This window comes from Corynebacterium sp. c25Ua_89, assembly GCF_047459735.1.
Lineage (GTDB): Bacteria > Actinomycetota > Actinomycetes > Mycobacteriales > Mycobacteriaceae > Corynebacterium > Corynebacterium simulans.
In genome coordinates this window covers 73,283-98,091 of record NZ_JASBOD010000008.1, presented here as the reverse complement: position 1 = coordinate 98,091, position 24,809 = coordinate 73,283, and the positions used below count along the sequence as shown (strand labels likewise).

The following is a 24,809-nucleotide window of genomic DNA, read 5'->3' as shown; positions in this document are numbered from 1 at the left end:
AAAGAGCACATGAGACCGAGGCTTTTTAGCTGGCAGATGAAGGGCTTACTTATCCTCTTCTGCCAGTTCGACGAGCTTCTTGGTGTTCTCCGTGGTCTGGATGTTGGAGACGAAGAACTCAAGCACGAGGCGAACCTGAATGAGGTAAATCAGCAGACCCAGGGTGCCGAAGATGAGGTGGCCCAGGATCATCACTGCAGCCATGCCACCGCCAGCAGAGGACGAGCCTGCAAGATCGCCCATGATGCCGGTTAAGGAGCCGCCCGTGACGGCCACGATGAGGCCACCAATCCAGGACAGAACACCGACCACAACTGCGATCACGTAGATGATGGATGCAAACTTCACGGTGATGAAGCTGGAGAACTTGAAGTCAAACAGGGACTTAAAGAAGTTATCCTTCGGCGCCTGCGGGTACTGGTTGAAGCCCTGAATTTGTGGGTTGTAGCCTTGCTGGTTCTGCTGGCCCGGCTGCCCCTGTGGCTGGAAGCCACCGAAGCCCTGCTGGTTCTGCTGGCCCGGCTGCCCCTGTGGCTGGAAGCCGCCAAAGCCCTGCTGGTTCTGCTGGCCTGGCTGGTTCTGTGGCTGGTTCTGCGACTGGAACTGCTGGTTGAAGCCGCCCTGGTTGAAGTTGCCGGCCGGCGGAACTGGCTGACCAAAGCTGGACTGGCCAAAACCATTGCCTGCGTTGTTATTGCCTGTGTTGTTCACGCCGTTTGCGCTACCTGCATTATCAGCGCTGTGACTGTGGGAGCCCAATGCAGAGCTTGCGGGCTCGGCGGAAGCGCTGGCAGCCTGAGCGTTCTCAGAGCCAAAGCCTTGGACATTGTCGGAGCTGTTGAAGGAGGCCTGGTTGAAGTCGGACTGGCCGAAATCAGAGGAAGTCTCACCGAAGTTTACGGTTTCTTCGCTGCCGGTGCTGTGCGCGCCGCCGAAGCTCGATGCCTCGGAGGAATCAGAAGCGCCGAAGGAAGAAGCACCGAAATCGGACTGGCCAAAGTCAGACTTGCCAAAATCAGAGTTTCCAAAATCGGAGTTGCCGAAGTCGGAATTACCGAAGGAAGAGGAGCTCATTGCGTCCTCAGCAGCGTGCTGTGGATTCTGGTCGGAGTTGTTTTCTCCGAACTTGTCTGGGTTGGTCATATGAGAGACGTTCCTTTCAATTTATTTAGTACGCACAAAAGAAACTACAACACGCTGCACGATTCGGCAGCCCAATGGGAAATACTCCCTTTATAAGGGGCATATAAATACCCTGCTTCCACCACCTTCGGGGAAACAGGGTCTGCAAAAGTAAGAGGAGACCTTAAGCGTGTTTTGCCTCAACGCGCTTGATGGCTTCAGCGGCAACCTTCTGCTGAATGCCCATGTCAAGCTCGGAAGTAAAGCCCACACAGGAGCAGTTGATCTCGCCGAGGACGTAGGTGTCCTCGCCATTCTCGCCGTCGGCAAGCATGAAATCAGCAGTCCAGATCAGCGGGATGTTGTCACCGCCAAGCTTTTCTGCAATGACCGGACGAACCTCGGCAAACATGTCTACAAGTTCCTGCCAAGCTTCGGGCTTGTCATAGGTGTACTTAGCGCCGGAGAACAATGTGGCGGAGAAGTTGTCGCCGCCTTCAGCCGGCTTCTTGTGCACCACGAAGACTGGGTCAGGGCCGACTAGGAGGATACGGATTTCTCCCTCGACGATGCGCGGCATGAAGCGCATATCAACGAGCATGCCGTTGTCACCGACAATGTACTGGTCACAGAAATCCATGAACTCACCGAGCTCGCGAACCTCGGTGTGGTTATCCACTGCCTCGGTGCACTTAAGCTTGGTCTCTAGCGGCAGTGCGGTGCCAGGTTCTACCTCGAGGGACTTGTCCTCGAGCTGGACACGCCAGATGCCTTCGCCCGTCGAACCGCGGTTTTGCTTCAGCACGCGCTCGCCATAAGACAGCGAGGTGGGGAAAGTGTCGTGGAACGATTCAACGTCGTAATATGCCGCGGTATCGGAAGGCACAAGCTCAGTGTCATTGAGCTTGACCAATGCATCCTTGGCACCGTAGGCCATCATCTCATAAGGAGTGGACATGCCAACCAGTCCAGCTTCAGAGAGCTTGGTCAGCAGATCAAAGTAGCCTTTCTCGCCGCCTGGGATATTACCCGGGTTTACGCGGGAGATATAAGCGTCGAAGTTTTCGGTGACGTACTCGAAGATGCGCTCAGACCACTCTGGACGGAAGAAGACGACCTCAGAGTGCCAGCCTGCGTCCTTGATGGACTCGACGATGGGCATGGTGTCCTTGCGGTGGCCGTTGAGCTGCTTGTCAGATCCGCCCTCGACCTCGAAGACGACGATTGCCTTGTGCACAGCAATTCCCTTTCGTTTGGGGGTTGTGGGTGATGGTCCGGTACGCCAGCGGCTTTTTGTGGACGCTTCGTGTTTTAGACAGTATTTAAGCGATTCAAGCGATTTACGCAGCGTTTTGTACCGCACCACACCTTAAAAATAACGCAGGTTTGCACCTCCTCGCTGGGTTGTTAACCCCGCATTAACCCCGGTACGTTTTGGCCGCTCAAGATACATTTTAGGCATCTGACCTGCAGGCTTGTTATAACCAGTGATTGTGAGCCACGGCAATCGGCAAGAAAATGTATGCAACGCCACAATGTTCAGCTCAAGGTGACCAATTTAAGGGCTTAAGCGTTAGAGTTGTTGTGTTTAGAGAGATCTCTTTTATAAACCCCATTTAGAAAGGAAACCGGACCGTGGCCGAGTTCGATCCACATCCCCCATTCCAGGAATATGCGCACCCAGAGCGCCTCGTTTCCGCACCTTGGCTCTCCGCTAGGCTCGGCACCAAGGGCCTGCGCGTTATCGAAGTAGACGAGGATTCCCTCCTCTACGACATCGGACACGTCCCGACCGCCTCGCGCATTAATTTCCAGACCGAGCTGCTCGATCCCCTCACACGCGACGTCGTCGATGCAGCCTCCTTCTCCCAGCTCATGCGAGACAAGGGCATCAAGCGCGAAGACACCGTTGTTATCTACGGCGACAAAGCCAACTGGTGGGCGGCCTACGCCCTGTGGGTATTTGAACTTTATGGCCACCCTGACGTCCGCCTGCTCGACGGCGGCCGCGACGCATGGGTTACCGAAGAGCGCGATACCTCTTTCATGGTTCCAGACTTCCCGGAGTCCGATTACCCAGAGGTAGAGCGCGACGACGCCACCTTCCGCGTCTTTGTAGACCAGATGCGCGAGACCTCAGCAAAGCTCGTCGATACCCGCACGCCTGAGGAGTACGGCGGCGAGCCTTCCACCGGCGAGTCCGCTTATGGCACCACCATGCGCCACGGACACATTCCGGGCGCCGCCAACTTGGAGTGGGATCGCTCCGTTTACCCGAATGGCTGTTTCCGCGCGCTTTCTGAGCTCAGCGTCAACTATGGCAACCTCGAGCCAGAAACCGAGACCATCCTCTACTCCCATGTTGGCGCGCAGGCCGCCCACACTTGGTTCGTGCTAACCTTCCTGCTGGGATTCAAGTCCACGAAGGTCTACGACGGTTCGTGGGCCGAGTGGGGAAACATGGTTCGCATGCCAATCGAGAAGTAACTTCTCCGTTCAACACGCCGATTTACTCCCGTATCCTTGCTGGTGCGGGAGTATTTTTGAGAGCAAAACCGGAACTTGACGGTTTTCTCATGTTTTTGTGTGCAAGAATAGTGGACAGTCCAATACAATTTTTATCAGGAGGGTTCCTGCCGTGGCAGTTGAAACCAAGAAGATCACCAAGGTGTTGATTGCTAACCGTGGTGAGATTGCAGTCCGCGTCATCCGTGCCGCGCGCGACGCTGGCATCGCCTCCGTCGCCGTTTATGCAGAGCCAGACGCCGACGCACCATTTGTTGCGCTTGCCGACGAAGCCTTCGCCCTAGGTGGGCAAAACTCCGCCGAGTCCTACCTTGTCTTCGACAAGATTCTCGACGCCGCCGCCAAGTCCGGCGCAGACGCCATCCACCCAGGCTATGGCTTCCTGTCTGAAAACGCCGACTTCGCGCAAGCGGTCATCGACGCCGGACTTATCTGGATCGGCCCTTCCCCACAGTCCATCCGCGACTTGGGCGACAAGGTCACCGCTCGCCACATCGCAGAGCGTGCCGACGCCCCGATGGCGCCGGGCACTCCAGACCCGGTTAAGGATGCAGCCGAGGTAGAAGCCTTCGCCGACGAACACGGCCTGCCAATTGCCATCAAGGCCGCCTTCGGTGGCGGCGGCCGCGGCATGAAGGTCGCCTACGAGCGTGACGAAGTAGCAGAGCTCTTCGAGTCCGCTACCCGCGAGGCCACCGCCGCATTCGGCCGCGGCGAATGCTTTGTCGAGCGCTATCTCGACAAGGCTCGCCACGTCGAGGCACAGATACTGGCTGACCAGCACGGCAACGTAGTCGTCGTCGGCACCCGCGATTGCTCCCTGCAACGTCGCTTCCAAAAGCTCGTGGAGGAAGCCCCTGCCCCGTTCTTGAGCGATGAGCAGCGCACCGCCATCCATGAGTCGGCCAAGCGCATTTGCCGCGAGGCTGGCTACTTTGGCGCTGGCACCGTCGAGTACTTGGTCAGCTCCGATGGACTGATCTCCTTCCTCGAGGTCAACACCCGCCTGCAGGTGGAACACCCAGTCTCTGAGGAAACCACCGGCCTAGACCTAGTGCGCGAGCAGTTCAACATTGCAGAGGGCGGTGAACTTTCTATCACCGAGGATCCCACCCCGCGCGGCCATGCTTTCGAGTTCCGCATCAACGGCGAAGACGCCGCAGCAGGCTTTATGCCAGCACCGGGCACCATCGTTTCGTACAGCGAGCCTTCCGGACCAGGCGTCCGTGTGGATTCCGGCGTGCGCGAGAACACCGTCATCGGCGGCCAGTTCGACTCCATGCTGGCCAAGCTCATCGTCTGGGGCCCTGACCGTGAGACCGCGCTTGCCCGTGCTCGCCGTGCGCTCTTCGAGTACACCGTCGAAGGCCTGCCCACCGTCATCCCGTTCCACCAGGCCATCGTCAACGACCCTGCGTTTAGCGCCGAGAACGGTTCCTTCGATGTCTACACCAAGTGGATTGAGGAAGAGTGGGTAAACGAACTGCCTGCCTACGTCGACGTTGAAACCCCAGAGGAAGAGGAGGCAGCAGCCTCTCAGAAGTTCGTCGTCGAAGTCGGCGGTCGCCGCATCGAGGTAGCACTCCCAGGCAATCTCCTGCTTGGCGGCGGCGCACCCCGCAAGAAGTCCAAGAAGCGCCGCGGCTCTGGTTCTAAGACCGCCGCGTCTGGCGACGCCGTCGTGGCACCGATGCAGGGTACCGTCATCAAGGTTGGCGTCGAAGAAAGCCAGGAAGTCGCAGAAGGCGACGTCGTGCTCATCCTCGAAGCCATGAAGATGGAAAACCCAGTCAAGGCCCACAAGGCCGGCACCGTCACTGGCCTTAGCGTCGAGCAGGGCGCTCAGGTCAACAAGGGCGCAGTGATGCTCGAGATTAAGTAGCAAATAAGAAAATCGCTCCGAATACAGCGCGTATTCGGAGCGATTTTTGTGTTTTAGTCGATGACGACGATCAAATCTCCGCCCTCGACCTTGGTGGCCTTACCAATAGCCACGCGCTCGATCTTGCCGTCCTTGGTAGCGGAGATGGAAGCTTCCATCTTCATCGCTTCGATGACGGCCACCTGATCTCCCGCCTTGACCTCGTCTCCGGCTTGAACGGTGACGTTAACGACGCCCGCAAACGGCGCCGCCACGTGCCCCTCGTTGGAACGATCTGCCTTTTCCACCGTGGCCACGGTGGACTCGACGTTGTTGTCGCGCACCTTCATCGGGCGAATCTGGCCATTGACGTTGAAGACCACATTGCGTAGACCCTTCTCGTCTGGCTCGCCGATGGCGTCAAGGCGCAAAGTGATCGTCTTCAGGTCTGCGCGGTCATTAGAGCCATCTGGGAAGTAATGCACGATGTACTCGTTGCCCTCTTCGAGGCCATACAGGAACACGGTGTCGGTCAGCGCCTCCGTGTTGCCATAAGTGCGGCGGAACTCGTTGAACTCCTCGAACTGCTTCGGGAACAGCAGACGGTTAAGGCTAGCGCGACGCTCGCTGGAATCGGCAGAAGCCAGGTGCGCCTTTTCCTCTTCTGGGATCGGTTTGACCGAGACGTCGCCAGGCGTGCGGCCTTCTAGCACCTTGTCACGCAGCGGCGGCCAGCCGCCCGGAGGGGTACCGAGCTCGCCGCGGAGGAACGCGATGACGGAATCCGGGATGTCGAACTTGGTCGGGTCGGCTTCGAAGTCTGCTGGGTCGACACCCGCCCCCACGAGGTGTAACGCGAGATCGCCGACGACCTTCGAGGACGGGGTGACCTTGGTCGGACGGCCAAGCATCTCATTGACGGCGGCATAGGTGTCCTCGATGACCTCGAAGCGGTCCTCCAAGCCCAAGGCCGTGGCCTGCGCGCGCAGGTTGGACAGCTGGCCGCCCGGAATCTCGTGGCGGTAGACACGGCCGGTCGGGCCAGGAATGCCCTTTTCAAACGGACGGTAGAGCTGGCGCACGGCCTCCCAGTACGGCTCCATGTCAGAGACCGACTGCAAGTCGATGCCGGTATCGCGCGAGGAGTTGGAGAAGGCCGCGATGATGGCAGAAAGCGAAGGCTGCGAGGTGGTGCCAGCCAGCGGTGCGGAAGCACCGTCGACGACGTCCGCGCCAGAGAGCGCCGCAGCGTAGTAGGTGGCCAGCTGGCCGCCCGCGGTGTCGTGAGTGTGGACGTGGACTGGCAGGTCGAATTCCTTGCGCAGGGCCATGACGAGCTTGGAAGCAGACTCGGGGCGCAGCAGGCCAGCCATATCCTTAATGGCCAGCACGTGTGCACCGGTGTTCACGATTTCCTCGGCCAGCTTCAGGTAGTAGTCCAGCGTGTAGAGCTTTTCCTGCGGCGAGCACATATCGCCCGAATACGCCATCGCAACCTCGGCCACGGTGGTGTTAGTCTCCAGCACGGCATCGATGGCAGGACGCATTTGCGTGACGTCGTTAAGCGCGTCAAAGATACGGAAGACGTCGACGCCGGACTTCGCTGCCTCCTGCACGAAGGCGTTGCATACGTCATTGGAGTACGGGGAATAGCCCACAGTGTTGCGGCCACGCAGCAGCATCTGGATGTTCTGGTTCGGCATCGCCTCGCGCAGCAGGTCCAGGCGCACCCATGGGTCCTCCTTGAGGAAGCGCATGGCGACGTCGTACGTAGCGCCGCCCCACGCCTCAACGGAGAAGAGCTCCGGGGTCATGCGCGCGACAGCCTCAGCAGCGGTGACCAAGTCGGTACCGCGCACACGGGTGGCCAGCAGGGACTGGTGCGCATCGCGGAAAGTGGTGTCGGTGACGGCCAGCGCGGACTGGGCACGAATCTTCTCAGCCCACTTCTTCGGACCGAGCTCCAGCAGCTCATCGCGGGAACCGCGCGGCAGTGGCTGGGACCTGTCGAAGGTAGGAATCTTGTCGAAAGGACGCAGCTTGGTCGGGCGCTCACCGTTTGGCTTATTGACCGTGACGTCAGCAATGTAGTCGATGATGCGGCCAGACTCATCCACTGCCGGCGGAGCCTTGAGCAGGTCTGGGTGCTCTGGGATGAAGCCGGTGTCCACGCGGGTGGCTACGAAGTCAGGCTCGCGCAGCAGGGCGCGCAGGAAGCCGATGTTGGTGGCCACGCCGGCGACGGTGAACTCGTTGAGCGCGCGCTGCGCACGAGCGACGGCCTGTTCAAAGGTGGCGCCGCGACAAGTCATCTTCACCAGCAGCGAGTCGAAGTTCGGCGAGATTTCCGCACCTACGGCGGTGGCGCCGTCGAGACGCACGCCCGCGCCGCCCGGCGAACGGTAGGTGGTAAGGATGCCAGTGTCTGGGCGGAAGCCGTTTGCTGGGTCCTCAGTGGTGATGCGGCACTGCAGCGCCGCGCCGGTGAGCTGGATGTCCTCCTGGTGGAGCCCAAGTTCCTCGAGCGAGACGCCGGCCGCAATCTGCATCTGGGACTTCACAATGTCCACGCCGGTGACTTCCTCGGTCACGGTGTGCTCAACCTGCACACGCGGATTCATCTCGATGAAGACGTGGTTGCCCTTCTCATCCACGAGGAACTCCACGGTGCCAGCGCCCTCGTAGTTGATGTGCTGGCAGAACTTTACGGCATCGGCACAGATGCGGTCACGCAGCTGCGGATCCAGCGTGGGGGCCGGGGCGATCTCGACGACCTTCTGGTGGCGGCGCTGCACGGAGCAGTCACGCTCGAAGAGGTGAACGACGTTGCCCTGGGAGTCCGCCAGAATCTGCACCTCGATGTGCTGGGGCTTAATGACGGCCGTCTCAAGATAGACGTGCCCATCGCCGAATGCTGCCTCTGCCTCGCGGGAAGCCTCAGCACACTTGGTCTTGAGCTCGGCCTCGTTCTCGATGAAACGCATGCCGCGTCCGCCGCCACCGGCGACGGCCTTGACAAATACCGGAAAGGTGAAGTCCTTGGCGTAACCAGCCAGTACATCGGGGTCCGTGGAAGGCTCGGAGTCCTGCAGGGTCGGCAGGCCAGCTTCCTGAGCGGCGGTCACAGCGGCGGCCTTGTCACCGGTCAGGTCCAGGGTCTCCGGGGTCGGGCCGATGAACTTGATGCCATTGTCCTGGCACGCACGAGCTAGGTCGGCGCGCTCTGAAAGGAAGCCGTAACCAGGGTAGATTGCGTCTGCACCGGACTTCTTCGCAGCGCGGATGACCTCGTCGATGTCGAGGTAAGCCTTGACCGGCTGGCCCTCGGTACCGATGCGGACTGCCTCATTGGCAAATGAGCGGTGGAAGGAATTACGGTCTTCGCGCGGGTAGATTGCAACGGTTTTCGCGCCCACCTCAAAGGCGGCACGGAAAGCGCGCACGGCGATTTCGCCGCGGTTGGCGACGAGCACCTTCTTAAACGATTTTTGTGCGGTGTCAGACACTGCGCATTGTCCTTTCAAAGTCCTCCGCCGCCAGGGTTCTGGCGGCAGGAGTGATCTGGTTGGTACATCCCCTTGGACATGAGATTCCACTCTCAGAGTAGTTCTCTTTGTGGCCTAGAGTGCAAAGATCCCGGCATAAATTTTCCCGATATCCACGACTCATAAGAAAAGGCCAGTGTCCCTTTAGAAAAGTTAATTAAGGGGTGCTGGCCACAGCCACTAAATCTGCTTTGGTGGCACCGAACGTTGTTCCTCACCGTTGTAGGCAGACAGCGGGCGGATAAGCGAGTTGTTCTCGTTTTGCTTCACGATGTGGGCGGTCCAACCGGTGATACGCGCCATCACAAAGATCGGGGCGAAGAACTCGATATCGAATCCAAGGACGTGGTACGCCGGGCCAGCTCCTGGACTGAGTATCCGTGGTAGGTCAGGGAGTTGGCCAGCACGGCGCCGGGCGCGTAGACGCCGTTGAAGCCGCCAAGGTCCTGAATCAGCAGCCCCGGTAAAGCTCGAGCTCAACGCCACTCCGGAGAACGCCTACCAAACCAGATAGCGCGTACGTTCGAAACGCGCGGAAGCCGTGTCCAGTGCCTTTGCGAAACTGCTTGTGTTCCCAAGGTTGCACCCCAGCTTTTCACTCGCTGGGGAAGCATCCTCCTCAACAGTTTCTCTCTGGAGTTTTTCCATGTCTAACTCGAACAATCCATATGCAAACCCGCTGCAGCAGCCTAGTCAACAATCCGGCCAACAACCCGGCCAACAACCTGGCCAACAACCAGGTTTCCCCGCCGCTGACGGCACCTACGGCGTAGGCTCTGTACCGCCACAGGAACCGAAGAAAAAGAAGAAGGGCGGCTGCTTCAAGTGGGGCGCTGGCGCCTTGGCCGTGCTCGTCATCATTGGTGTCGCTACCAGCGGTGGCGGCGAAAAGGAAGACACCGCGGCAGACAATCCCACCAGCGTTGTCCCCGAAGGCAACGTTGCACAAGAGTCCGATACCTCGGGTGACCTCGCCAAGCTTTCCGACGCCCTAGCAAACATGAGCGGCGACGAGGGCGACCCCAACGCTCCCGTTGAGCACCGCAACGCACTGCGCAAGGCCAACCAGTACCTCAAGACCATGAACTTCTCCCAGGCCAAGCTCTACGACCAACTCACCAGTGACTACGGCGAGAAGTTCACCCACGAAGAAGCCCAGCAGGCCGTAGACCAGCTGGGCATGTAGGAAGAACTTCTGGGTTCTACTCCAAGTCGTCGTGTGCCACGAGACGGCGTGCCGCCTCGGTGATGGTGCCGGACAGCGATGGATAGACCGCGAAGGAATCAGCCAGCTGGTTAACGGTCAGCTGGTTGGTCACTGCCACGGCAATTGGCAGGATGAGCTCGGAAGCGGTCGGTGCAACGACAACGCCGCCAATAACGCGGCCGGAGGTAGCACGGCAGAACAGCTTCACAAAGCCGTGGTTCAGCGAGCGCATCTTCGCGCGCGGGTTGGTGTTCAGCGGCATCGTAATGGTGCGCGCGGAAACCTCGCCAGCCTCAATCTCAGCCTGGGTAAAGCCCACAGCTGCGATCTCCGGGCGCGTGAAGACGGCCGTGGCGACAGTCTTCAAACGCAACGGCGAAACGCCCTCACCAAGTGCGTGGTACATCGCGATGCGGCCCTGCATAGCGGCCACGGAAGCCAGCGGGAACAGGTCGGAGCAGTCACCGGCTGCGTAGATGCCCGCGACGTTGGTGCGAGAAACACGGTCGACCTTGATGTGGCCAGACTTCTGAGTAGCCACACCAACGTGCTCAAGGCCAAGTTCCTGGGTATTCGGAATAGAGCCGATGGACATGATGACGTGCGAGCCATGAATCTCGCGGCCGTCCTGCGTCTTGACCACAACATTGCCGTCTTCAGTACGGGTAACGGTCTCAACGCGGCAGTTCTTCTCCAGCTCCACACCGCGCTCAGCCAGAACGGTCTCGAGGACGTCGGCTGCGTCGGCGTCATCATGCGGCAGAATACGGTCACGGGAAGCCACCATGGTTACCTTGACGCCCATCTCTGCAAAAGCAGAAACGAACTCCGCACCGGTCACTCCAGAACCGACCACGATGAGGTGCTCCGGCGCTTCCTTCAAGTCATAGACCTGCTGCCAGGTCAGGATGCGCTCGCCGTCTGGCTGCGCGCCCGGCAGGATGCGCGGGGTGGCACCGGTAGCCACGAGCACGAGGTCTGCCTCGAGGGTTTCAGTTTCGCCTTCGCGCTTGACGACGTCGACCTTGTGCGCCGCGCCCTGCACCCCATGCTGGTCCTCGCTGAAGCTCGCGCGGCCGTCAATAACGTTGACGCCGATCTTCTCCAGGCCTGCACGAACGTCTGCCGACTGCTTGCCGGCCAGTGCCTGCACGCGTTCGTTCAGGGCCTGCAGCTTCAGCTGCATTGAGCCGAGCTGCTCGTTTAGCCCCATGGCTTCAGCGCGACGAAAGTCGGTGCGCAGGTTTGCACCAGCAATGAAGGACTTGGAAGGAACGCAGTCCAGCAAGACGGAAGAACCGCCGGGGCCCTGCTCTTCTACCAGGGTAATCTGTGCGCCGTACTTGGCTCCGGCAATGGCCGCCTCGTAACCTGCTGGGCCGCCACCGATGATAACGATGCGCGGGGCATCTTCGATTGCAGCGTCTAGCGTTTCCTTCGTCACTGTCTAATGCTCCTTTATAGAGTGTTTAAGGACCTAATCCTTAAGACAGTGTAATGGTTGCTCCCCTATTCCTGCACCTTGGTAAATTGCTCCACCACGGAGCCGAAAAGCTTCACGCCTACACCGATGCAGCGCTCGTCGACATTGAGATCCCCCATGTGCAGATCGTGCTGCTCGCCCTCGCCAGACCAGCAGCCCAGACGCGCCATGGAGCCCGGTACGTGTTCTAAGTACCAAGAGAAGTCCTCGCCGCCGGAAGATTGCGGGGCCTGAACGACGGCCTGCGGGTCGATGGCCTGTGCGGCAGATGCTAGCAGTGCGGTAGAGACGTCGTCGTTAAGCACGGGCGGAACGCCACGGTGATACGTGAGCTCGTGTTCCACCCCAACCGGCGCCAATACCTGCTCCACGAGCTCCGAAAAGAGCGCTTGCATGCCGCGCCAGATACCGATGTCCGCGGTGCGCATGGTGCCCGTTAGCGTGCCAGACTCCGGCATTGCGTTCGGCGCATAGCCGGAATTGACCTGTCCGAAGACCAAGACCGTTCCCGTCCTCGGATCCACCCGGCGCGACAGCAGGGCCGGCAGCTCCGTGATGACCTTGCCCAAAGCGTAGACGACGTCTGCAGAAAGGTGCGGGCGGGAGGTATGCCCTCCTGGGCCTTTGATCTCGAGCTCGACGACGTCGGTTGCAGAGGTAATCGCCCCTGCGCGCACGCCAATTCGGCCCACGCGCAGCTTCGGCTCCACGTGTACCGCGAAGATGGAGTTAACCCCTTCAAGAGCGCCCCACTCGATCACATCCGTGGCGCCGCCGACCCATACTTCCTCCGCTGGCTGGAAGATAACGCGTACACCCAACGGCAAGGAATGCGCGCGCTCGAAATCCGCCAGAGCGCACGCAAGCCCCAAAGCGATGGTGGTGTGCACGTCGTGGCCGCAAGCGTGCATAGCACCGGGGTTTTCGGAGGTGTATTCCAACCCCGTGACCTCCGTAACCGGAAGTGCATCGATGTCGGCGCGAAAGGCCAATCGGCCCTGCTCGGTATCAGGGCCAATATCAACCATCAGGCCAGTCTGTGGGAAACGCTGCGGATTTAACCCATATTCTTCAAGCCTGCGGGCGATGAAGTTGGTGGTCTCAACTTCATTGTTGGACGTTTCCGGGTGCCGATGAATATGGCGGCGCCATGCAATTACTTCCGCGCGATGATTGTCGAACCACCCATTCACGAATGTGGAAATCACTCGGCACCTCCCAAAATTTTTCTACTGACCTCAAAGTCTACAACTAGACAAAGCGGTTCAGGTAGCCACGCAGCTCAGCGCCGGAATATACCAAGTGGTGCAGTTTTTCTTCCTCAAAATTCTGCGGCCGCTGCGAAGCGACGCCGGTCGATATACTCGGGCGCAAACGGGGTGACTTCGTCAAGCATGTGCTCCGCATCAGGCAGCAACGCAGAGGGTGGCACTTCCAGCGCGAATGCCAACTTAAACATCGTTGAAAGCTGCGGATCCGCACGCAGCGGCAGCGCCTTATCCGTACGCTCCAAGTTTGAGATTTGGCTGCGCGAGACCCCCGAGATTTCCGCCAAAGCCTGTTGGGACATGCGACGTCGTGCACGAATCCCCCGTAGCCGCGCCGCAAAGTCATGCCCTACTAACGCCCACGTTTTGTTGGCCACGAATCTTTCCTTTCCCCCAAAAAGTAGTTCGTGGCCGCTAGCCTAGCGCAGATTAGAAATCGATGTTGCGCGGGCCGTAGAGGCGGTCACCGGCGTCGCCCAAACCAGGAACGATGTAGGCTTCTTCATTCAGGTGCGGGTCAATCGCGGCGGTAACCAGACGCACAGGCAGGCCAGAATTGGCCAGCGCATCGACGCCTTCCTGCGCGGAAACCATGCAGATTGCGGTGATGTCGGAGGCTCCGCGGTCTGCCAGCAACTTTAGGGAATACAGCAAGGAACCGCCGGTGGCCAGCATTGGATCCACCACAAAGACGGTGCGGCCGGAAAGATCCTCTGGCAGTGCCTCTAGGTAAGGGACCGGCTCGTGGGTCTCTTCGTTGCGGGCCATGCCGATGAAGCCCACCTGCGCGTCTGGGATCATGGCGAGAGCTGGGTCAATCATGCCCAGTCCAGCGCGGATAATCGGAACGATGATTGGCGGGTCGAGCAGGCGGCTGCCTTCGGCTGTTGCCACGGGGGTCTCGCAATCGAAGTGCTCGACGTCGAGGTCGCGTGCGGCCTCATAAACAAGCATGGTTCCGAGGTCTTTGAGGGCGGCGCGGAATGTGGAGTTATCACTGCGTGCATCGCGCATGATGGTCAGGCGGGAAGCAGCAAGCGGGTGATCTACTACGTGGATGTCCATGGTTTCCCACTTTAGAACTTTTGGGAACCGTTTGGGTTTTGGGGCAGTCCAAATGACCATGACGACTTTCACGATTGATACCGAATTCACCCGACATCTAGCCCGCGAACTTTTTGCCGCTACGCAAGAGACCACTCCTCCACTTCCGCATATACCTGACGGTTCACTTTCTGCATTTGGTGCTCATCTTTGTGACGCCGTTGCCAACCTCAACTCCCGCACGGAATCTCTGCGCGCGGATATGGAAGAGGTAGCCGCGGCGTCGGTAGCCATGGCAGAGGAGGCGGACGCCGCTGATTCTGCGACTGCCGCTCATCTGGGAGGTGTTCTTTCATGATTGAGGCAGCAGTAAGGCAGATTTCGCAGATGGCTCCTCCTGCGCTACCGGCGGTAGAGCTGCCAAAGGTCCCGGATTTAGAGACTGTCCCGGCGCTGGCAAAAATTGCGCACGGTGACCCTTCCAAGCTTCTCGACGCCGCGAATGTCCTTGCAGAAGACCGCACCACCATCGAAAACGCGGTATCCCAGGCGCAACAACTGATTAAAGCTGCAGGCCGCGACCTCATTGGTATTGGAATCTCGCTGTTGACCAAGGCCGCCCCTGTGGCTTTGGGCATGCTCGTTCCGAACCCGGCAATCAATGCGGCAGCCCGGGCGCACATACAAGGTTTGAGCGCGTCCCATCTGGCACAGGCTTTTGCGCGCTTAAAACAGCTTTTGAGCGAACTGTTGGCGGCGGCGCAGCCACTATTGCCCATTGCCCGGCGCGCGGTGGAAAAGACTGTCAATGGCCGCAGCTCTGAGCCTGCCGAGCCGCAGATAGCGCCGGGAAATAGCGAGAAACCGAGTGAGGCCAAGCCGGTCGCTGGGCTTTCATCTACAGCTGCAGCACAGGCGGCGGGTTCTTCCAGCGCAGGTGCGGGAAGCGAGCAGGGCAAGGCCGCAGTCGCTGCGGCGATGAGCAAGCTCGGTACGCCTTATGTTTGGGGCGGTACGGGTAACGGTGGCTTCGATTGCTCCGGTCTTACCCAATGGGCGTGGCGCCAGGCAGGCGTGGAGATTCCACGCACGGCGGAAGCACAGACCGTGGGCAAGCAGGTTAGCGCAAATGAGCTCCAGCCGGGAGACCTCGTGGTTTGGGACGGGCACGTCGCGATGTACAAAGGCAGCGGTGAGATGATTGAAGCCGGCAGCCCGGTGGAGACGAGTCCGTTACGCACCAGCAATATGGGTATGGCCTTCAAGGGCTTTTGGCGGCCCACCGGCTAAAAGTATCTCGCTGGACTCGGGATATGCGAATACGGCGAATCTAAAATGTTTGGGTAGACTGTTTGCCCATGAGCACACGCGCAATTGTTCCAGTCCAGCTCTCCTTGACCGAGGGCGATTTCTACACCCTGTGGGCGCCAAAGTGGCGCCAGAATGGCTCCGAGTGGCAGGCATTTTTGGGGGATGCGGAATCAGTCCTCGTGTTCAACTCCGAAGCAGAGATGCTGTGCTACCTGGAGTCCGGAAAGCACCATGATCTCCTCGACCATCCACAGTGGTCCGAGTTCGCTGCGCGTGCCGAAGACCGCGTCAGCCCAGCAAAGAAGGAAGTCTTCGATCTCATCGGAATGCCGGCGCACCTAGCCGGCCGCCCCAGCCACGAAAACGTTAGCGCGGTTGCTCGCTGCCTAGAGGTAGCCGAGTCTCTCGCTAACGTAGCCGGCGCCGAGCACACCGTAATTTTCTTCGCCTCCCACTCCATCCTGCGCAACGTCCCGCGCGGTGCAGACCACTACGCGGGCGAGCAAGGCATGAGCGAGTGGTCTGGTGTAGGCCGCGTAATCCTTGCTAACTGGAAGGAAGTAATCGAAGACCTCGATTCCAACATCAAGGTAGTAGATTCTTCCGAGTTAGACTCGGCACAAGTCGCTTCAGCCGAAGAGCGCATCGCAACCGCAACCGCGGCGGCCGAGAAGGAACGAAAGGAAAAGGCAGAGGCACGCAAAGCTGCTGCGGCGGCAGCGGACCCATATGACAACTCCCCATGGGCTGCGGCTGGCATCGATCCGGTCAAAATCACCGCAGACATGAAGTCGGTTTATACGCTGCGCACCTACCTAGACGGCAAACCCGTGTTCTTGGGCAAGTGGGGCGAAATCTTCACCTTCAACTCCCCGAAGACTCTCGTTCGCTGGATTATGGAAAACGACGAGCATGATCTAGCCCGCGTTTCCACCTGGGAGGAACTCGTCTCCGCGGCCAACGCTGGCGAGCTGGAGCTTAGCGTTCACCCGGATAATCAGTACACCTTCAACGGGCTTACCCGCGATATCGAGAAGGGCCCCGAGGCAGTCGACCAAGACCAGATGGGCCGCTGCTACGAGGTTTGCGCAGATGCCGCAGACTGGGCTGGCGACGACTCTATTAACTCCTACATGCTCGAAAACCCACGTTTCCAGGATTACTTGGGCTACATGCTGGGCTCTACCGAGCACGCAGGCTACGTCCCCTCGAAGCCTTATAACCACCACGCAGAGGCATGGAAGGGCCTAGAGGAAATGCTCATCAAGCGTTTCTCCCGCTTCTAGCCTCAACGCGAAAGGACCCTGCATCGCAAGATGCAGGGTCTTTTACGATGCAGGGTCTTTTGCTTGTGCTGGCATTACTTCGCCGGCTGCTCCGGGGAACTATTCCGCGGCGACGGACTCTTCGGTGCCTGGTCCTACAAGCTCAGGGTCAGAAAGCTCCTCGTATGCGGGAAGGATGACAGTCTCCAGCAAGTGCTGACGCTCCTCCTCAGTGCTAAACGAGTTCTCCAGCGCCTTCACGCTCAAATCGAAAACCTCCTCCAACCCGTAGCCAAAGTGCTCGGTTAAAGCCAGGAACACCTCATTGAGATTGCCCGAACCGGCGGTTACGGCACAGGTAAAGCCCAGCTGCTGTAGCAGCGGCAGCGGATGGTCGCTGAATTCCTCAAAAGACAGCGGCTCAAAGGTAGCTGCCAGATGGCGATCCCGAATCCAACTCGAGACCGTTCCTGGCTGGATGCCCTCGAGATCGGCGGAGAAATCATCCGGCAGCTGGGTCGCATGCGCCAAACGAGTGGCACCGGCCTGCACAGCAGCAGCAACCGCCCCGAATTCGAGGCCGCGGACATCAACAACGAAAGGCACGAAATTCGCGCGCAGATCCGCAACAACCTGCGGATCACTCTCGCCTTCCAGCACAAAACCGACGACCTGCGAGCCCAAACGGGCGCTAGCGGACTGCGGGGCGTTGGTCAGCAACAAACGCGCATCAATTCCGGCAACGTCGAGGCCGGCTGTCGCTGCTTCGAGAGCGGCTTCCGCACCAAAAGCAAATGCCTGTGGGTCGAAACGAATCTCTGCATACACCACGTTCGCCGCGGCCAATTCCTGAACATATTCGCGCATCGCCGCGGTTAAGGCGGCGTTATCTGCGGGCAAAGATTCCGGCGCGAAAACCGCATCCAATTCGACCTTGGGAAGACGAGCGATAAGCTCCGGCGCGGAATCTTTATTTTCTGGGCTAATTAATGGTGCGTCATGCATAAGACACATCCTAGGCACTGTGCCTAAGATGTTCCATGCCATGAAAAACGTTATCGCTACCTTCCTCGCTTCCGCCTGCCTCGTCGCTAGTGCTCCGCTTGCCTCGGCCCAAGACTTTGCACCCGCAGAGTCCGAACCTGACTCCAACGCTGAGCCAAACGTTGAAGGCGCCGAGACCAACACAGACGCCGCAGAAATGAGCACGGACGCCGAGTCCTCGTCCATCCGCACCGAAGCGCCGAACACCGATAACTGCCCCCACTCGCTTAGCCCCGGAGAGCCTGTCTCCACCTCGGAGCGTCTCGCGCCGGGCCAGCCCACCCCAACTCCCCTGCCGCCTGTCAAATCCACGCAGCGCTGTGGTGTCACCGCCGCCCCAAGATTCGATCTCAATAAGGACGTCGTCGCCTCCGCTTGGATGGTCAGCGACTTAGACACCGGCGAGATCATCGCCATGAAAGACCCGCACGGCCGCTACCGGCCGGCTTCTATCATCAAGGCCCTTCTAGCACTCGTGGTCATCGAGGAAGTCCCCCTCGACAAAAAAGTCAAAGCCACCATGGAAGATGCATCCGTCGAAGGCTCCGCCGTAGGTATCGGCCCCGACGGCGAATACACCGTTGAACAACTCCTCGAGGGCCTGTTGATGGCCTCCGGCAATGACGCCGCCCACGCCCTCGCCGGCCAAGTTGGCGGCGATGAGGAGGCCCTACGCAAAGTCAACGTGCTCGCGAAGAAGCTCGGCACCCGCTCCACCCACGCGGCAAGCTACTCGGGCCTCGATTCAGCCGGCATGTCCACCTCCGCGGAAGATATCTCCATCATCTACCGCGCTGCGTTCCAAAATAAGACTTTCGCCCGCATTGTCGACACCGAACACGTCGAATTTCCCGGCTGGGGCGAACTGCCCGGCTACGAGTTATGGAACGACAACGGCCTTTATTTAAACGATCCCCACGGAATCGGCGGTAAGACCGGCTACACCGAAGACGCCCATCACACTTTCGTTGGTGCACTCGACCGCAATGGCCGCCGCCTGCAGGCCGTCATCTTAGATACCACCGTCGAGCACGGCTTCCGCGCGTGGCAGCAGGCGCAGATGCTTCTCGACGCCGCGTATAAAGTCCCGGCTGGCTCGGGCGTCGGCAAGCTTGGCGACGCCCCGCAGAAAGAAACTCCTCGCCCCGCACCGCAGACCACGCAGCAGTCCCCCGAAACTAAAAAATCAGCCCTCGAGAAAATCGAGGGCTGGGTCGGCTGGGCCATCGCTGCAGCAGTGGCCTTGCTGGTTATCGTTATCGCTGCTTTTTCACTACTTCGGCATTAGCGAGGTTATCGTGCGCACCGAGTAAACCATTTTCCTGATTGATAGTGGTGGCGTAGAAAATCGCGGCGAAGAAGCTGACTGCCCCACCCAAACCTGGAACGAGGGTGACAACGCGCCACCACTGCCGTTTCAAAGACTGGATAACGCTGAGCTTGTCACCCGAAGTCCGGTCACGGACCTCATAGCCCAACAGCTTCTTTACCGGCGTTGCACCCCATGAAACTTCGAAGCCTACGCAGTACAAAATCGTGCACAGTCCGAAGATAAGAGACATCGACAGCTCCGAGGCCTCCGCACTTATTGCCGCAATCGGAGCAGAAACCATGCCGCATAGGACGAGGTCCGCAATAGCCATCAGCGCACGGGTGCTGCCCAACGGGCGCTCGGCGTTAACTTGCGCTGGCTGATACGGGCTAAACGGTGCCGGAGCGGCTGCCTTATTCTGCGGCGCGAAAGGATCGAAGGGCGAAGCTTGGGCCTGCGCAGTTGGAGCGAAACCATAAGGCTGCTGTGGGCGCTGCATTTGCGCCGGCCACTCGCCGTAAGCGGCAAGCTCGCTCAGCTGCGCCCAGGTGGGCTGGAAACTATCCTCCAAGCCCTGATCGTAGGTGGCGCGGTTTTCCGGGTTAGACAAGATTGTGTGGGCAATCTGCGCTTCTTGCCGGCGGTCGTCGCCAAGCTCGAAGCCCATCTGCTCCAGACGCGCGTCCTTGGCAGCAAGCAAGATTCCCAGCTCCCGGGAAGTGCTGCGATGGTCGAGGGAAAAGTGCTCGTACAGGTTCGGCGCGAAGGATTCTGGAGTCATAATAAGTAGTCTAAATCAGAGCCTAAAGTATGGTGTCGGGGACGGGGAATGTTACTTCCGACGCAGCAGTGCCGCGATGCCGGCAATCACAGCACCCATCGCTGCACCTGCGCCGAGGGTCACGCTAGTCGACGGTCCGCTCTTGACCTCGTTGCGCACGCGGATCACGGCAGGCTCCGGCACTGGTGGCTCCGCCAACTCCATGGATTCTTCTGTGGTGGCGGTCCACGCGGAGACATAAAGTACGACGCGCCAAACCAGGTACATCATGACCATAAGCACGATGACCGGACCAAATACCGCACCCGCGAGGTTGCCGGAGGCAGAAGACATGATCACGGTGGAAAGCTGCTTAATGGCCTCGAATGCCACCGCACCGATTACCGCGCCCTTCAGGCCGGACTTGGTAGGGACCTTTGTGCGTGGAAGGAAGACGATCATCCACCAGAACACGAGGAAGTTCGCCAGCAGGCCGAGGGCAATACCGGCCAGGATGATCACGGCGTCCATGCCCGGGAAGGAGGCGATGCCGACCTTTTCAAAGATTTTCTGAGTAAGACCGGACGAGCCCGCGGCGGTAACGCCGAAGGCGATGATGAGCGCCACCAGCAGGCCGATTAGGCCCAGAAGGTCGCTCAACTTTTGGGTAAAGAAGTTGCCCTGGGTTTCGTTCGGGTCCTTATCCCACATCGCAGAAATGCCGATACGCAGGTTATTCATCCAGCCCAAGCCGGACCAGAGAGTGGTAAGGCCACCGATGCCGTACATCGCGCCGCGCTGGGCGATGGCGGTTTCTAGGACCTCGTTGAGGGTGCCACCAAGGTCGCCGGATACGGAGTCGGAAATGTAATCCTGGACCTGCTGCATGAGGTCAGGGCGGCTCGCCAAGACCGTTGCGGCGACTGCCACCGTAAGCATGAATAGCGGGAATATTGCCAGCACCGAGAAATAGGTGATGCCGGCGGCGAACTGGTTGCCGCCGTTTTCGCCGTAGCGGCCCAGCATGCGCATGATGTGGTCGATGAAGGGCGACTTATCCCGCACCTTGTCTACCGGACTTGGGTCATCAGCGTAGGCGCGCTCGATGCCGTAGTCGTCCGTTTTGGAAGAGTCTGTTTGGGTGGTGGTAGCCACGGGCAACATGTCCTTTTCACGTATGAGTTTTCACATATAAGTTCAGGCTACCCAGGTTAGCGTGTCATACCACCACCGCGCAGAATTGCTGGCTTTTACTTACGCAGTCGGGGGAGGAATCCGACTGCCTCGTAAACCTTCTCCACGAGTGGTTCTGCGATCTCCGAAGCCGCCTCTGCGCCTTTAGCCAGCAGGCGTTCTAGCTCGCCGCGGTCTGCCATGAGCTCGTCGTAGCGAGACTTCAAAGGAGTAGTAAACGCCTCCAGCGCATCGGCGGTATCCACCTTGAGGTGGCCATAGCCCTTATCGGTGTATTTCTCCACCAGCGCATCGATCTTCTCGCCCGTGAGCGCAGACTGGATGACCAGCAAATTGGACACGCCCGGCTGCTTCTCGCGGTCGAAGGCCACAACGCCCAAGTCATCGGTGACCGCAGACTTGATGCGCTTCGCGGAAGTCTTAGGCGGATCCAGCAGGTTAATAAGGCCCTTTGGGTTATCTCCCGACTTCGACATCTTCGAAGTCGGCTCCTGCAGGTCATAGATCTTCGAAGCGCCTTCCGGAATGAATGGTTCCGGAACACGGAAAACCTGGCCGTATTTGTTGTTAAAGCGCTCCGCCAGGTTGCGGGTTAGCTCCAGGTGCTGGCGCTGGTCCTCACCCACCGGCACGTAGTCCGGGGAGTACAGGAGGATATCGGCTGCCATCAGCATTGGGTAGGTAAACAGGCCAACCGTTGTGCGATCCGAGCCGTGCTTTGCAGACTTGTCCTTGAACTGGGTCATGCGGGAGGCCTCGCCGAAACCGGTCAGGCACTGCAGCACCCAAGTCAGCTCCGTATGCGCCGGAACGTGGGACTGAACAAAAAGCGTGGACTTTTCCGGGTCAATGCCCAGCGCAATAAGCTGTGCGGCGCCCGCGACGGTGCGGTTGCGCAACTCCTCCGGATTCTGCTCGACGGTAATCGCGTGCAGATCAGGGATGAAGTAGAAGGCCTCGTAGCCGTTTTGCAGATCGATCCACTGCTTCAGCGCTCCCAAGTAGTTACCCAGGTGATAGGAATCAGCCGTGGGTTGGATACCGGACAGTACGCGGGATGGATTCTGCTCATTCATGGTTATTCACTCTACCCCGGCAGCTGCAACGCGCACCCAAGAGATCAAAAAATGCCCCTTCCCCAACGGCGGGAAAGAGGCATCAAAAATGCGCAGGCTTTAAAGCTTGCGAGAAGTCGGCGCATGAACGTCGAGCATAACTGCCCAACCAGCGACCATGAACGCGCCGCCGACGCCCTGGAGGATAATTGGAGCCAGGAAGGCGAAGGACGGACCTACGATGGTCCACCACCAAATACCCAGGCCGAGCAGTACGGCGCCGAGCACGAAGTAAATAATTGCGCGGGTCATTAGGTTCTCCGTATACGAACTTAAGGGTTTAAAGACTGAGTCAGTTTAACACCGCTTAGCGATACTGCACCAGCAAAGGGGAATGATCGGACCACCGCTCCTCCACGCTTGGTGCTTTTTCCACCCAGCTTTTTTCTGCACGGGAGAGCAAGTCCTTGGTCGTCGCCTGATAATCGATGCGCCAGCCTGCGTCATTGTTAAAAGCCTGGCCGCGATAGGTCCACCAGGTATATGGACCATCAGCCTCTGGCGCCAAGCGCCTTGCAACGTCGTACCATTTGACGTCTTCCTCCCCCGGCACGCGGGTGGACCAGTCAGTCTTGGTCGCATACTCCACGACGCCCAGGTAATCGCCCAAGCCTTTCTTCGGTTGCGGCGCGTCGTCCGGGAAGGTGCCAAAGACGTGATCCATGAAAGCGCGCTCTTCCGGCAGGTGGCCCGACTTCTTCTCGTTGGCCTTGTTGTTTTTCAGATCCTGCGCGCAATGGCAGATATTCCAGTCACCGCCGATAACCGCCTGCGGGTAAGCCTCTGCCAGCTCAGATAACACGCCCGAGAACTCGTCGAGGAAAAGGTACTTTTCATCGAGCTTTGGCGAATCCGTATCGCCCGAAGGCAGGTACAGCGACGCCACGCGAACGTCCTTGCCCTCTGGGTCTTTAACGGTAGCCGCAATGAAGCGACCGGCGTCGAGGAAGGAACCGAAGCCAACGGTGACGTCGCTAAGCGGTGTGCGCGACAAGATTCCCACGCCCGCGCGCCCCTTAGCGGCAGCCTCTGCCTGCTCGAGGTGCCAGCCGGCCTCCAAAGCTGGGGCAAGCGCCTTCTCCGTCTCCTTCGGATTCGCGCGGACTTCCTGCATGAGGACGATGTCCGCAGCAGTCTCAGCAAGCCACGCATTCATGCCTGGGTTGTTTTCATTGCGCTGCTTGCAGGCGGCGCGAATTCCGTTGACGTTAACGCTTGCGATTGTAAAAGTCATGCGCGCCAGTCTACTTACGCGCGAGCAGACAAACCGCAACCGCCACCGCGGCTTGTGCCGCGCCCGCCAGCGCCGGTGGATGCTTACGAGCTCATAGCCTCACTAGCTTTGATCGATGATCTTGCTATAAACACCGCTTCGCTTGGCGGTTACCTGCGTGATGAACCAGACGACGATACCACCCGTTGCGAGCACCGCACCGACAAGCGAGGTGGCGTTGTAGTCAAAGCCCGCACCGACGACGAGTCCGCCCAAAGCCGCGCCCGTGGCGTTCGCGATGTTCAACGCGGACTGGTTCAGCGCGGAAGCCAGGGTCTGAGCATCGCCGGCAACAATCATGAGGCGCAGCTGCAGCGATGGGATAAGGACGGAGCCGAAGAACGCTAGGAAACCGAACGCGGTGGCGGCCACCCACAGATTATGGGCGCCGAAGAAGAAGATGAGGGAGGTCGCAACCAAGCAGAGGAGGGCGGAGACGATGGAGTATTCGGTGTTGCGGTCAGCAAGCGCGCCGCCTACCGCGTTGCCGATGGTCATTCCGATGCCGTAAATCATCAGCACCGCCCAGGTCCAGTGCTCTGGCATTCCCGCAACTTCGGTCATCGTCCAGGTGATGTAGGTGTAGACGGCGAACATGCCGCCGAAGCCGACGATGCCCATGATGACAGAAAGCCATACCTGCAGGTTCTTCAAAGCGCCCAGCTCAGTGGAGATATCCGTCGAAGGCATCTGGGTCATGTGTGGGAAAAGGAAAAACAGCAGAATCATCGTCGCCAAAGCGAGCAGGACGACGAGGAAGTAAGCCGCGTGCCAACCCAAGCTCTGGCCCAGTGCCTGGGCTGCTGGCACGCCGACGACCGTGGCAACGGCCAAGCCCATGCCGATTGCGGCCATCGCCTTACCGCGAGCGCCTTTCGGTGCCATCGCCGCAGCCGAGAGGTTGGCCACGGAGAAATAAGCGCCATGCGGCAAGCCTGCGATAAAACGGGCAATAAGTAACGTCGCCAGGTTCGGCGCCAGTGCCGTCAGCAGATTGCCAACCAGAAGAAATGCGATCAGCAAAATGATCAGTCGACGGCGCGGGAATTTGCCCGTTACCGCAGAAATCACCGGCGCACCGACCACAACGCCGAGCGCGTAGACCGAAATCAGCGTCGAGGCAGCGTCCTCCGTAATGCCGAAGTCACCTGCGATAAGCGGCAGCAAGCCCATCGACACGAACTCGGTGGTGCCAATCGAAAACGCACCCAGCGCAAGGGCGAGGGTCACCAGCGTACGCCGGGCATTGGAAATCTCGGTTTGGCGGGGGACGCGGGGCTTGGGTGTGGCGTCGGCAAGCAAGGCATCGGCACGCGAAGCGTCGACAGGCGAAGCGTCGGGACGCGAACTATCGGCGGACGCGGCGGTAGAAGAGACAGGTTTCACGTGCGGAGACCTTAGCGCGGGGCAGACGGTGTGCGTAAGTCAGAGAGACTGAACTGGGTTATTCCCACACCATCGGACTTTTATGCCAAAGCT

General features: G+C 59.4%; 21 protein-coding genes and 1 pseudogene. 7 read left to right on the top strand and 15 right to left on the bottom strand.

What is annotated here, in order from left to right:
- Positions 1-45: 45 nt before the first annotated feature.
- Both QKB66_RS11580 and QKB66_RS11575 read right to left on the bottom strand, forming a co-directional pair.
- Positions 46-1,143 carry a DUF4282 domain-containing protein gene (locus tag QKB66_RS11580; RefSeq protein ID WP_414253349.1) on the bottom strand — a complete coding sequence of 366 codons (1,098 nt, stop codon included), beginning with the start codon at positions 1,141-1,143 and terminating at the stop codon, positions 46-48.
- Positions 1,144-1,306: 163 nt separating this feature from the next.
- Entirely contained in the window at positions 1,307-2,359 is a 1,053-nt protein-coding gene (locus QKB66_RS11575; RefSeq protein WP_248092410.1) for a Cj0069 family protein, read from the bottom strand.
- A 398-nt stretch (positions 2,360-2,757) separates the two neighbouring features.
- Here QKB66_RS11575 and QKB66_RS11570 point away from each other — a divergent pair, with 398 nt between their 5' ends.
- The gene (locus tag QKB66_RS11570) at positions 2,758-3,609 is read left to right on the top strand and encodes a sulfurtransferase (RefSeq protein ID WP_070731942.1); all 852 of its coding nucleotides are present in this window, start codon (positions 2,758-2,760) and stop codon (positions 3,607-3,609) included.
- 151 nt (positions 3,610-3,760) lie between these two features.
- Entirely contained in the window at positions 3,761-5,530 is a 1,770-nt protein-coding gene (locus QKB66_RS11565) for an acetyl/propionyl/methylcrotonyl-CoA carboxylase subunit alpha (RefSeq protein WP_414253348.1), read from the top strand.
- Between the two features lie 53 nt (positions 5,531-5,583).
- Here the strand turns inward: QKB66_RS11565 and QKB66_RS11560 are convergent, their stop codons facing one another.
- Together QKB66_RS11560 and QKB66_RS11555 are read right to left on the bottom strand one after the other, a co-directional pair.
- The gene (locus QKB66_RS11560) at positions 5,584-9,015 is read right to left on the bottom strand and encodes a pyruvate carboxylase (protein WP_414253347.1); all 3,432 of its coding nucleotides are present in this window, start codon (positions 9,013-9,015) and stop codon (positions 5,584-5,586) included.
- Positions 9,016-9,234: 219 nt separating this feature from the next.
- A pseudogene (locus QKB66_RS11555) lies at positions 9,235-9,417 on the bottom strand (citrate/2-methylcitrate synthase); the annotation flags it as partial.
- 283 nt (positions 9,418-9,700) lie between these two features.
- Between QKB66_RS11555 and QKB66_RS11550 the strand changes: the two are divergent.
- Positions 9,701-10,240 (top strand): Ltp family lipoprotein, encoded by a 540-nt coding sequence (locus QKB66_RS11550; RefSeq protein WP_414253346.1) that lies wholly within the window; start codon positions 9,701-9,703, stop codon positions 10,238-10,240.
- Positions 10,241-10,256: 16 nt separating this feature from the next.
- On the opposite strand, the gene QKB66_RS11545 is transcribed toward QKB66_RS11550, so the two are convergent.
- The 4 genes from QKB66_RS11545 to upp all read right to left on the bottom strand — a co-directional run bounded on the left by QKB66_RS11545 (position 10,257) and on the right by upp (position 14,077).
- Positions 10,257-11,705: an NAD(P)H-quinone dehydrogenase gene (locus QKB66_RS11545; protein WP_248092455.1), complete on the bottom strand. Its 1,449-nt coding sequence runs from the start codon at positions 11,703-11,705 to the stop codon at positions 10,257-10,259.
- Between the two features lie 65 nt (positions 11,706-11,770).
- Positions 11,771-12,952: a M20 family metallopeptidase gene (locus QKB66_RS11540; protein WP_248092457.1), complete on the bottom strand. Its 1,182-nt coding sequence runs from the start codon at positions 12,950-12,952 to the stop codon at positions 11,771-11,773.
- 113 nt (positions 12,953-13,065) lie between these two features.
- Positions 13,066-13,389, bottom strand: coding sequence for a helix-turn-helix domain-containing protein (locus tag QKB66_RS11535; protein WP_062035772.1), 324 nt, complete (start codon positions 13,387-13,389; stop codon positions 13,066-13,068).
- 52 nt (positions 13,390-13,441) lie between these two features.
- Entirely contained in the window at positions 13,442-14,077 is a 636-nt protein-coding gene (gene upp, locus QKB66_RS11530) for a uracil phosphoribosyltransferase (RefSeq protein ID WP_414253345.1), read from the bottom strand.
- A 52-nt stretch (positions 14,078-14,129) separates the two neighbouring features.
- Between upp and QKB66_RS11525 the strand changes: the two genes are divergently transcribed.
- The 3 genes from QKB66_RS11525 (at position 14,130) to QKB66_RS11515 (ending at position 16,653) form a co-directional block, all read left to right on the top strand.
- On the top strand, positions 14,130-14,414 hold the full coding sequence (locus tag QKB66_RS11525; RefSeq protein ID WP_061920725.1) for a hypothetical protein: 285 nt from the start codon (positions 14,130-14,132) through the stop codon (positions 14,412-14,414).
- Entirely contained in the window at positions 14,411-15,346 is a 936-nt protein-coding gene (locus tag QKB66_RS11520; RefSeq protein ID WP_414253344.1) for a C40 family peptidase, read from the top strand. The genes QKB66_RS11525 and QKB66_RS11520 overlap by 4 nt, the downstream gene beginning before the upstream one ends.
- A gap of 68 nt (positions 15,347-15,414) precedes the next feature.
- Positions 15,415-16,653, top strand: coding sequence for a hypothetical protein (locus QKB66_RS11515; RefSeq protein WP_414253343.1), 1,239 nt, complete (start codon positions 15,415-15,417; stop codon positions 16,651-16,653).
- Between the two features lie 99 nt (positions 16,654-16,752).
- Here QKB66_RS11515 and QKB66_RS11510 read toward each other — a convergent pair whose 3' ends face one another.
- The gene (locus QKB66_RS11510; RefSeq protein ID WP_414253342.1) at positions 16,753-17,637 is read right to left on the bottom strand and encodes an adenosine deaminase; all 885 of its coding nucleotides are present in this window, start codon (positions 17,635-17,637) and stop codon (positions 16,753-16,755) included.
- A gap of 40 nt (positions 17,638-17,677) precedes the next feature.
- Here QKB66_RS11510 and QKB66_RS11505 point away from each other — a divergent pair, with 40 nt between their 5' ends.
- Positions 17,678-18,964, top strand: a complete 1,287-nt coding sequence (locus tag QKB66_RS11505) for a serine hydrolase (protein ID WP_414253341.1) — start codon at positions 17,678-17,680, stop codon at positions 18,962-18,964.
- On the opposite strand, the gene QKB66_RS11500 is transcribed toward QKB66_RS11505, so the two are convergent.
- The 6 genes from QKB66_RS11500 to QKB66_RS11475 form a co-directional block, all read right to left on the bottom strand.
- Positions 18,933-19,769 (bottom strand): RDD family protein, encoded by an 837-nt coding sequence (locus QKB66_RS11500; protein ID WP_248092485.1) that lies wholly within the window; start codon positions 19,767-19,769, stop codon positions 18,933-18,935. The two genes, QKB66_RS11505 and QKB66_RS11500, sit on opposite strands and share 32 nt — an antisense overlap.
- 51 nt (positions 19,770-19,820) lie before the next feature.
- A complete protein-coding gene (locus QKB66_RS11495) occupies positions 19,821-20,903 on the bottom strand; it encodes a YhjD/YihY/BrkB family envelope integrity protein (RefSeq protein WP_248092497.1) in 1,083 nt (360 codons plus the stop codon).
- Positions 20,904-20,998: 95 nt separating this feature from the next.
- Positions 20,999-22,018 (bottom strand): tryptophan--tRNA ligase, encoded by a 1,020-nt coding sequence (gene trpS, locus QKB66_RS11490; protein ID WP_248092517.1) that lies wholly within the window; start codon positions 22,016-22,018, stop codon positions 20,999-21,001.
- 99 nt (positions 22,019-22,117) lie between these two features.
- Positions 22,118-22,309: a hypothetical protein gene (locus QKB66_RS11485; protein WP_049147434.1), complete on the bottom strand. Its 192-nt coding sequence runs from the start codon at positions 22,307-22,309 to the stop codon at positions 22,118-22,120.
- A 55-nt stretch (positions 22,310-22,364) separates the two neighbouring features.
- Complete coding sequence (locus tag QKB66_RS11480; protein ID WP_414253340.1) at positions 22,365-23,291, bottom strand: exodeoxyribonuclease III; 927 nt, start codon at positions 23,289-23,291, stop codon at positions 22,365-22,367.
- A gap of 102 nt (positions 23,292-23,393) precedes the next feature.
- Complete coding sequence (locus QKB66_RS11475; protein WP_414253339.1) at positions 23,394-24,716, bottom strand: MFS transporter; 1,323 nt, start codon at positions 24,714-24,716, stop codon at positions 23,394-23,396.
- Positions 24,717-24,809: the final 93 nt, after the last annotated feature.

Coding starts and splice junctions, on each gene's coding strand:
- QKB66_RS11580 (WP_414253349.1), bottom strand. CDS start 1,143: ATGACCAACCCAGACAAGTTCGGAGAAAACAACTCCGACCAGAATCCA.
- QKB66_RS11550 (WP_414253346.1), top strand. CDS start 9,701: ATGTCTAACTCGAACAATCCATATGCAAACCCGCTGCAGCAGCCTAGT.
- upp (WP_414253345.1), bottom strand. CDS start 14,077: ATGGACATCCACGTAGTAGATCACCCGCTTGCTGCTTCCCGCCTGACC.
- QKB66_RS11525 (WP_061920725.1), top strand. CDS start 14,130: ATGACCATGACGACTTTCACGATTGATACCGAATTCACCCGACATCTA.
- QKB66_RS11520 (WP_414253344.1), top strand. CDS start 14,411: ATGATTGAGGCAGCAGTAAGGCAGATTTCGCAGATGGCTCCTCCTGCG.
- QKB66_RS11515 (WP_414253343.1), top strand. CDS start 15,415: ATGAGCACACGCGCAATTGTTCCAGTCCAGCTCTCCTTGACCGAGGGC.
- QKB66_RS11510 (WP_414253342.1), bottom strand. CDS start 17,637: ATGCATGACGCACCATTAATTAGCCCAGAAAATAAAGATTCCGCGCCG.
- QKB66_RS11505 (WP_414253341.1), top strand. CDS start 17,678: ATGAAAAACGTTATCGCTACCTTCCTCGCTTCCGCCTGCCTCGTCGCT.
- QKB66_RS11500 (WP_248092485.1), bottom strand. CDS start 19,769: ATGACTCCAGAATCCTTCGCGCCGAACCTGTACGAGCACTTTTCCCTC.
- trpS (WP_248092517.1), bottom strand. CDS start 22,018: ATGAATGAGCAGAATCCATCCCGCGTACTGTCCGGTATCCAACCCACG.
- QKB66_RS11485 (WP_049147434.1), bottom strand. CDS start 22,309: ATGACCCGCGCAATTATTTACTTCGTGCTCGGCGCCGTACTGCTCGGC.
- QKB66_RS11480 (WP_414253340.1), bottom strand. CDS start 23,291: ATGACTTTTACAATCGCAAGCGTTAACGTCAACGGAATTCGCGCCGCC.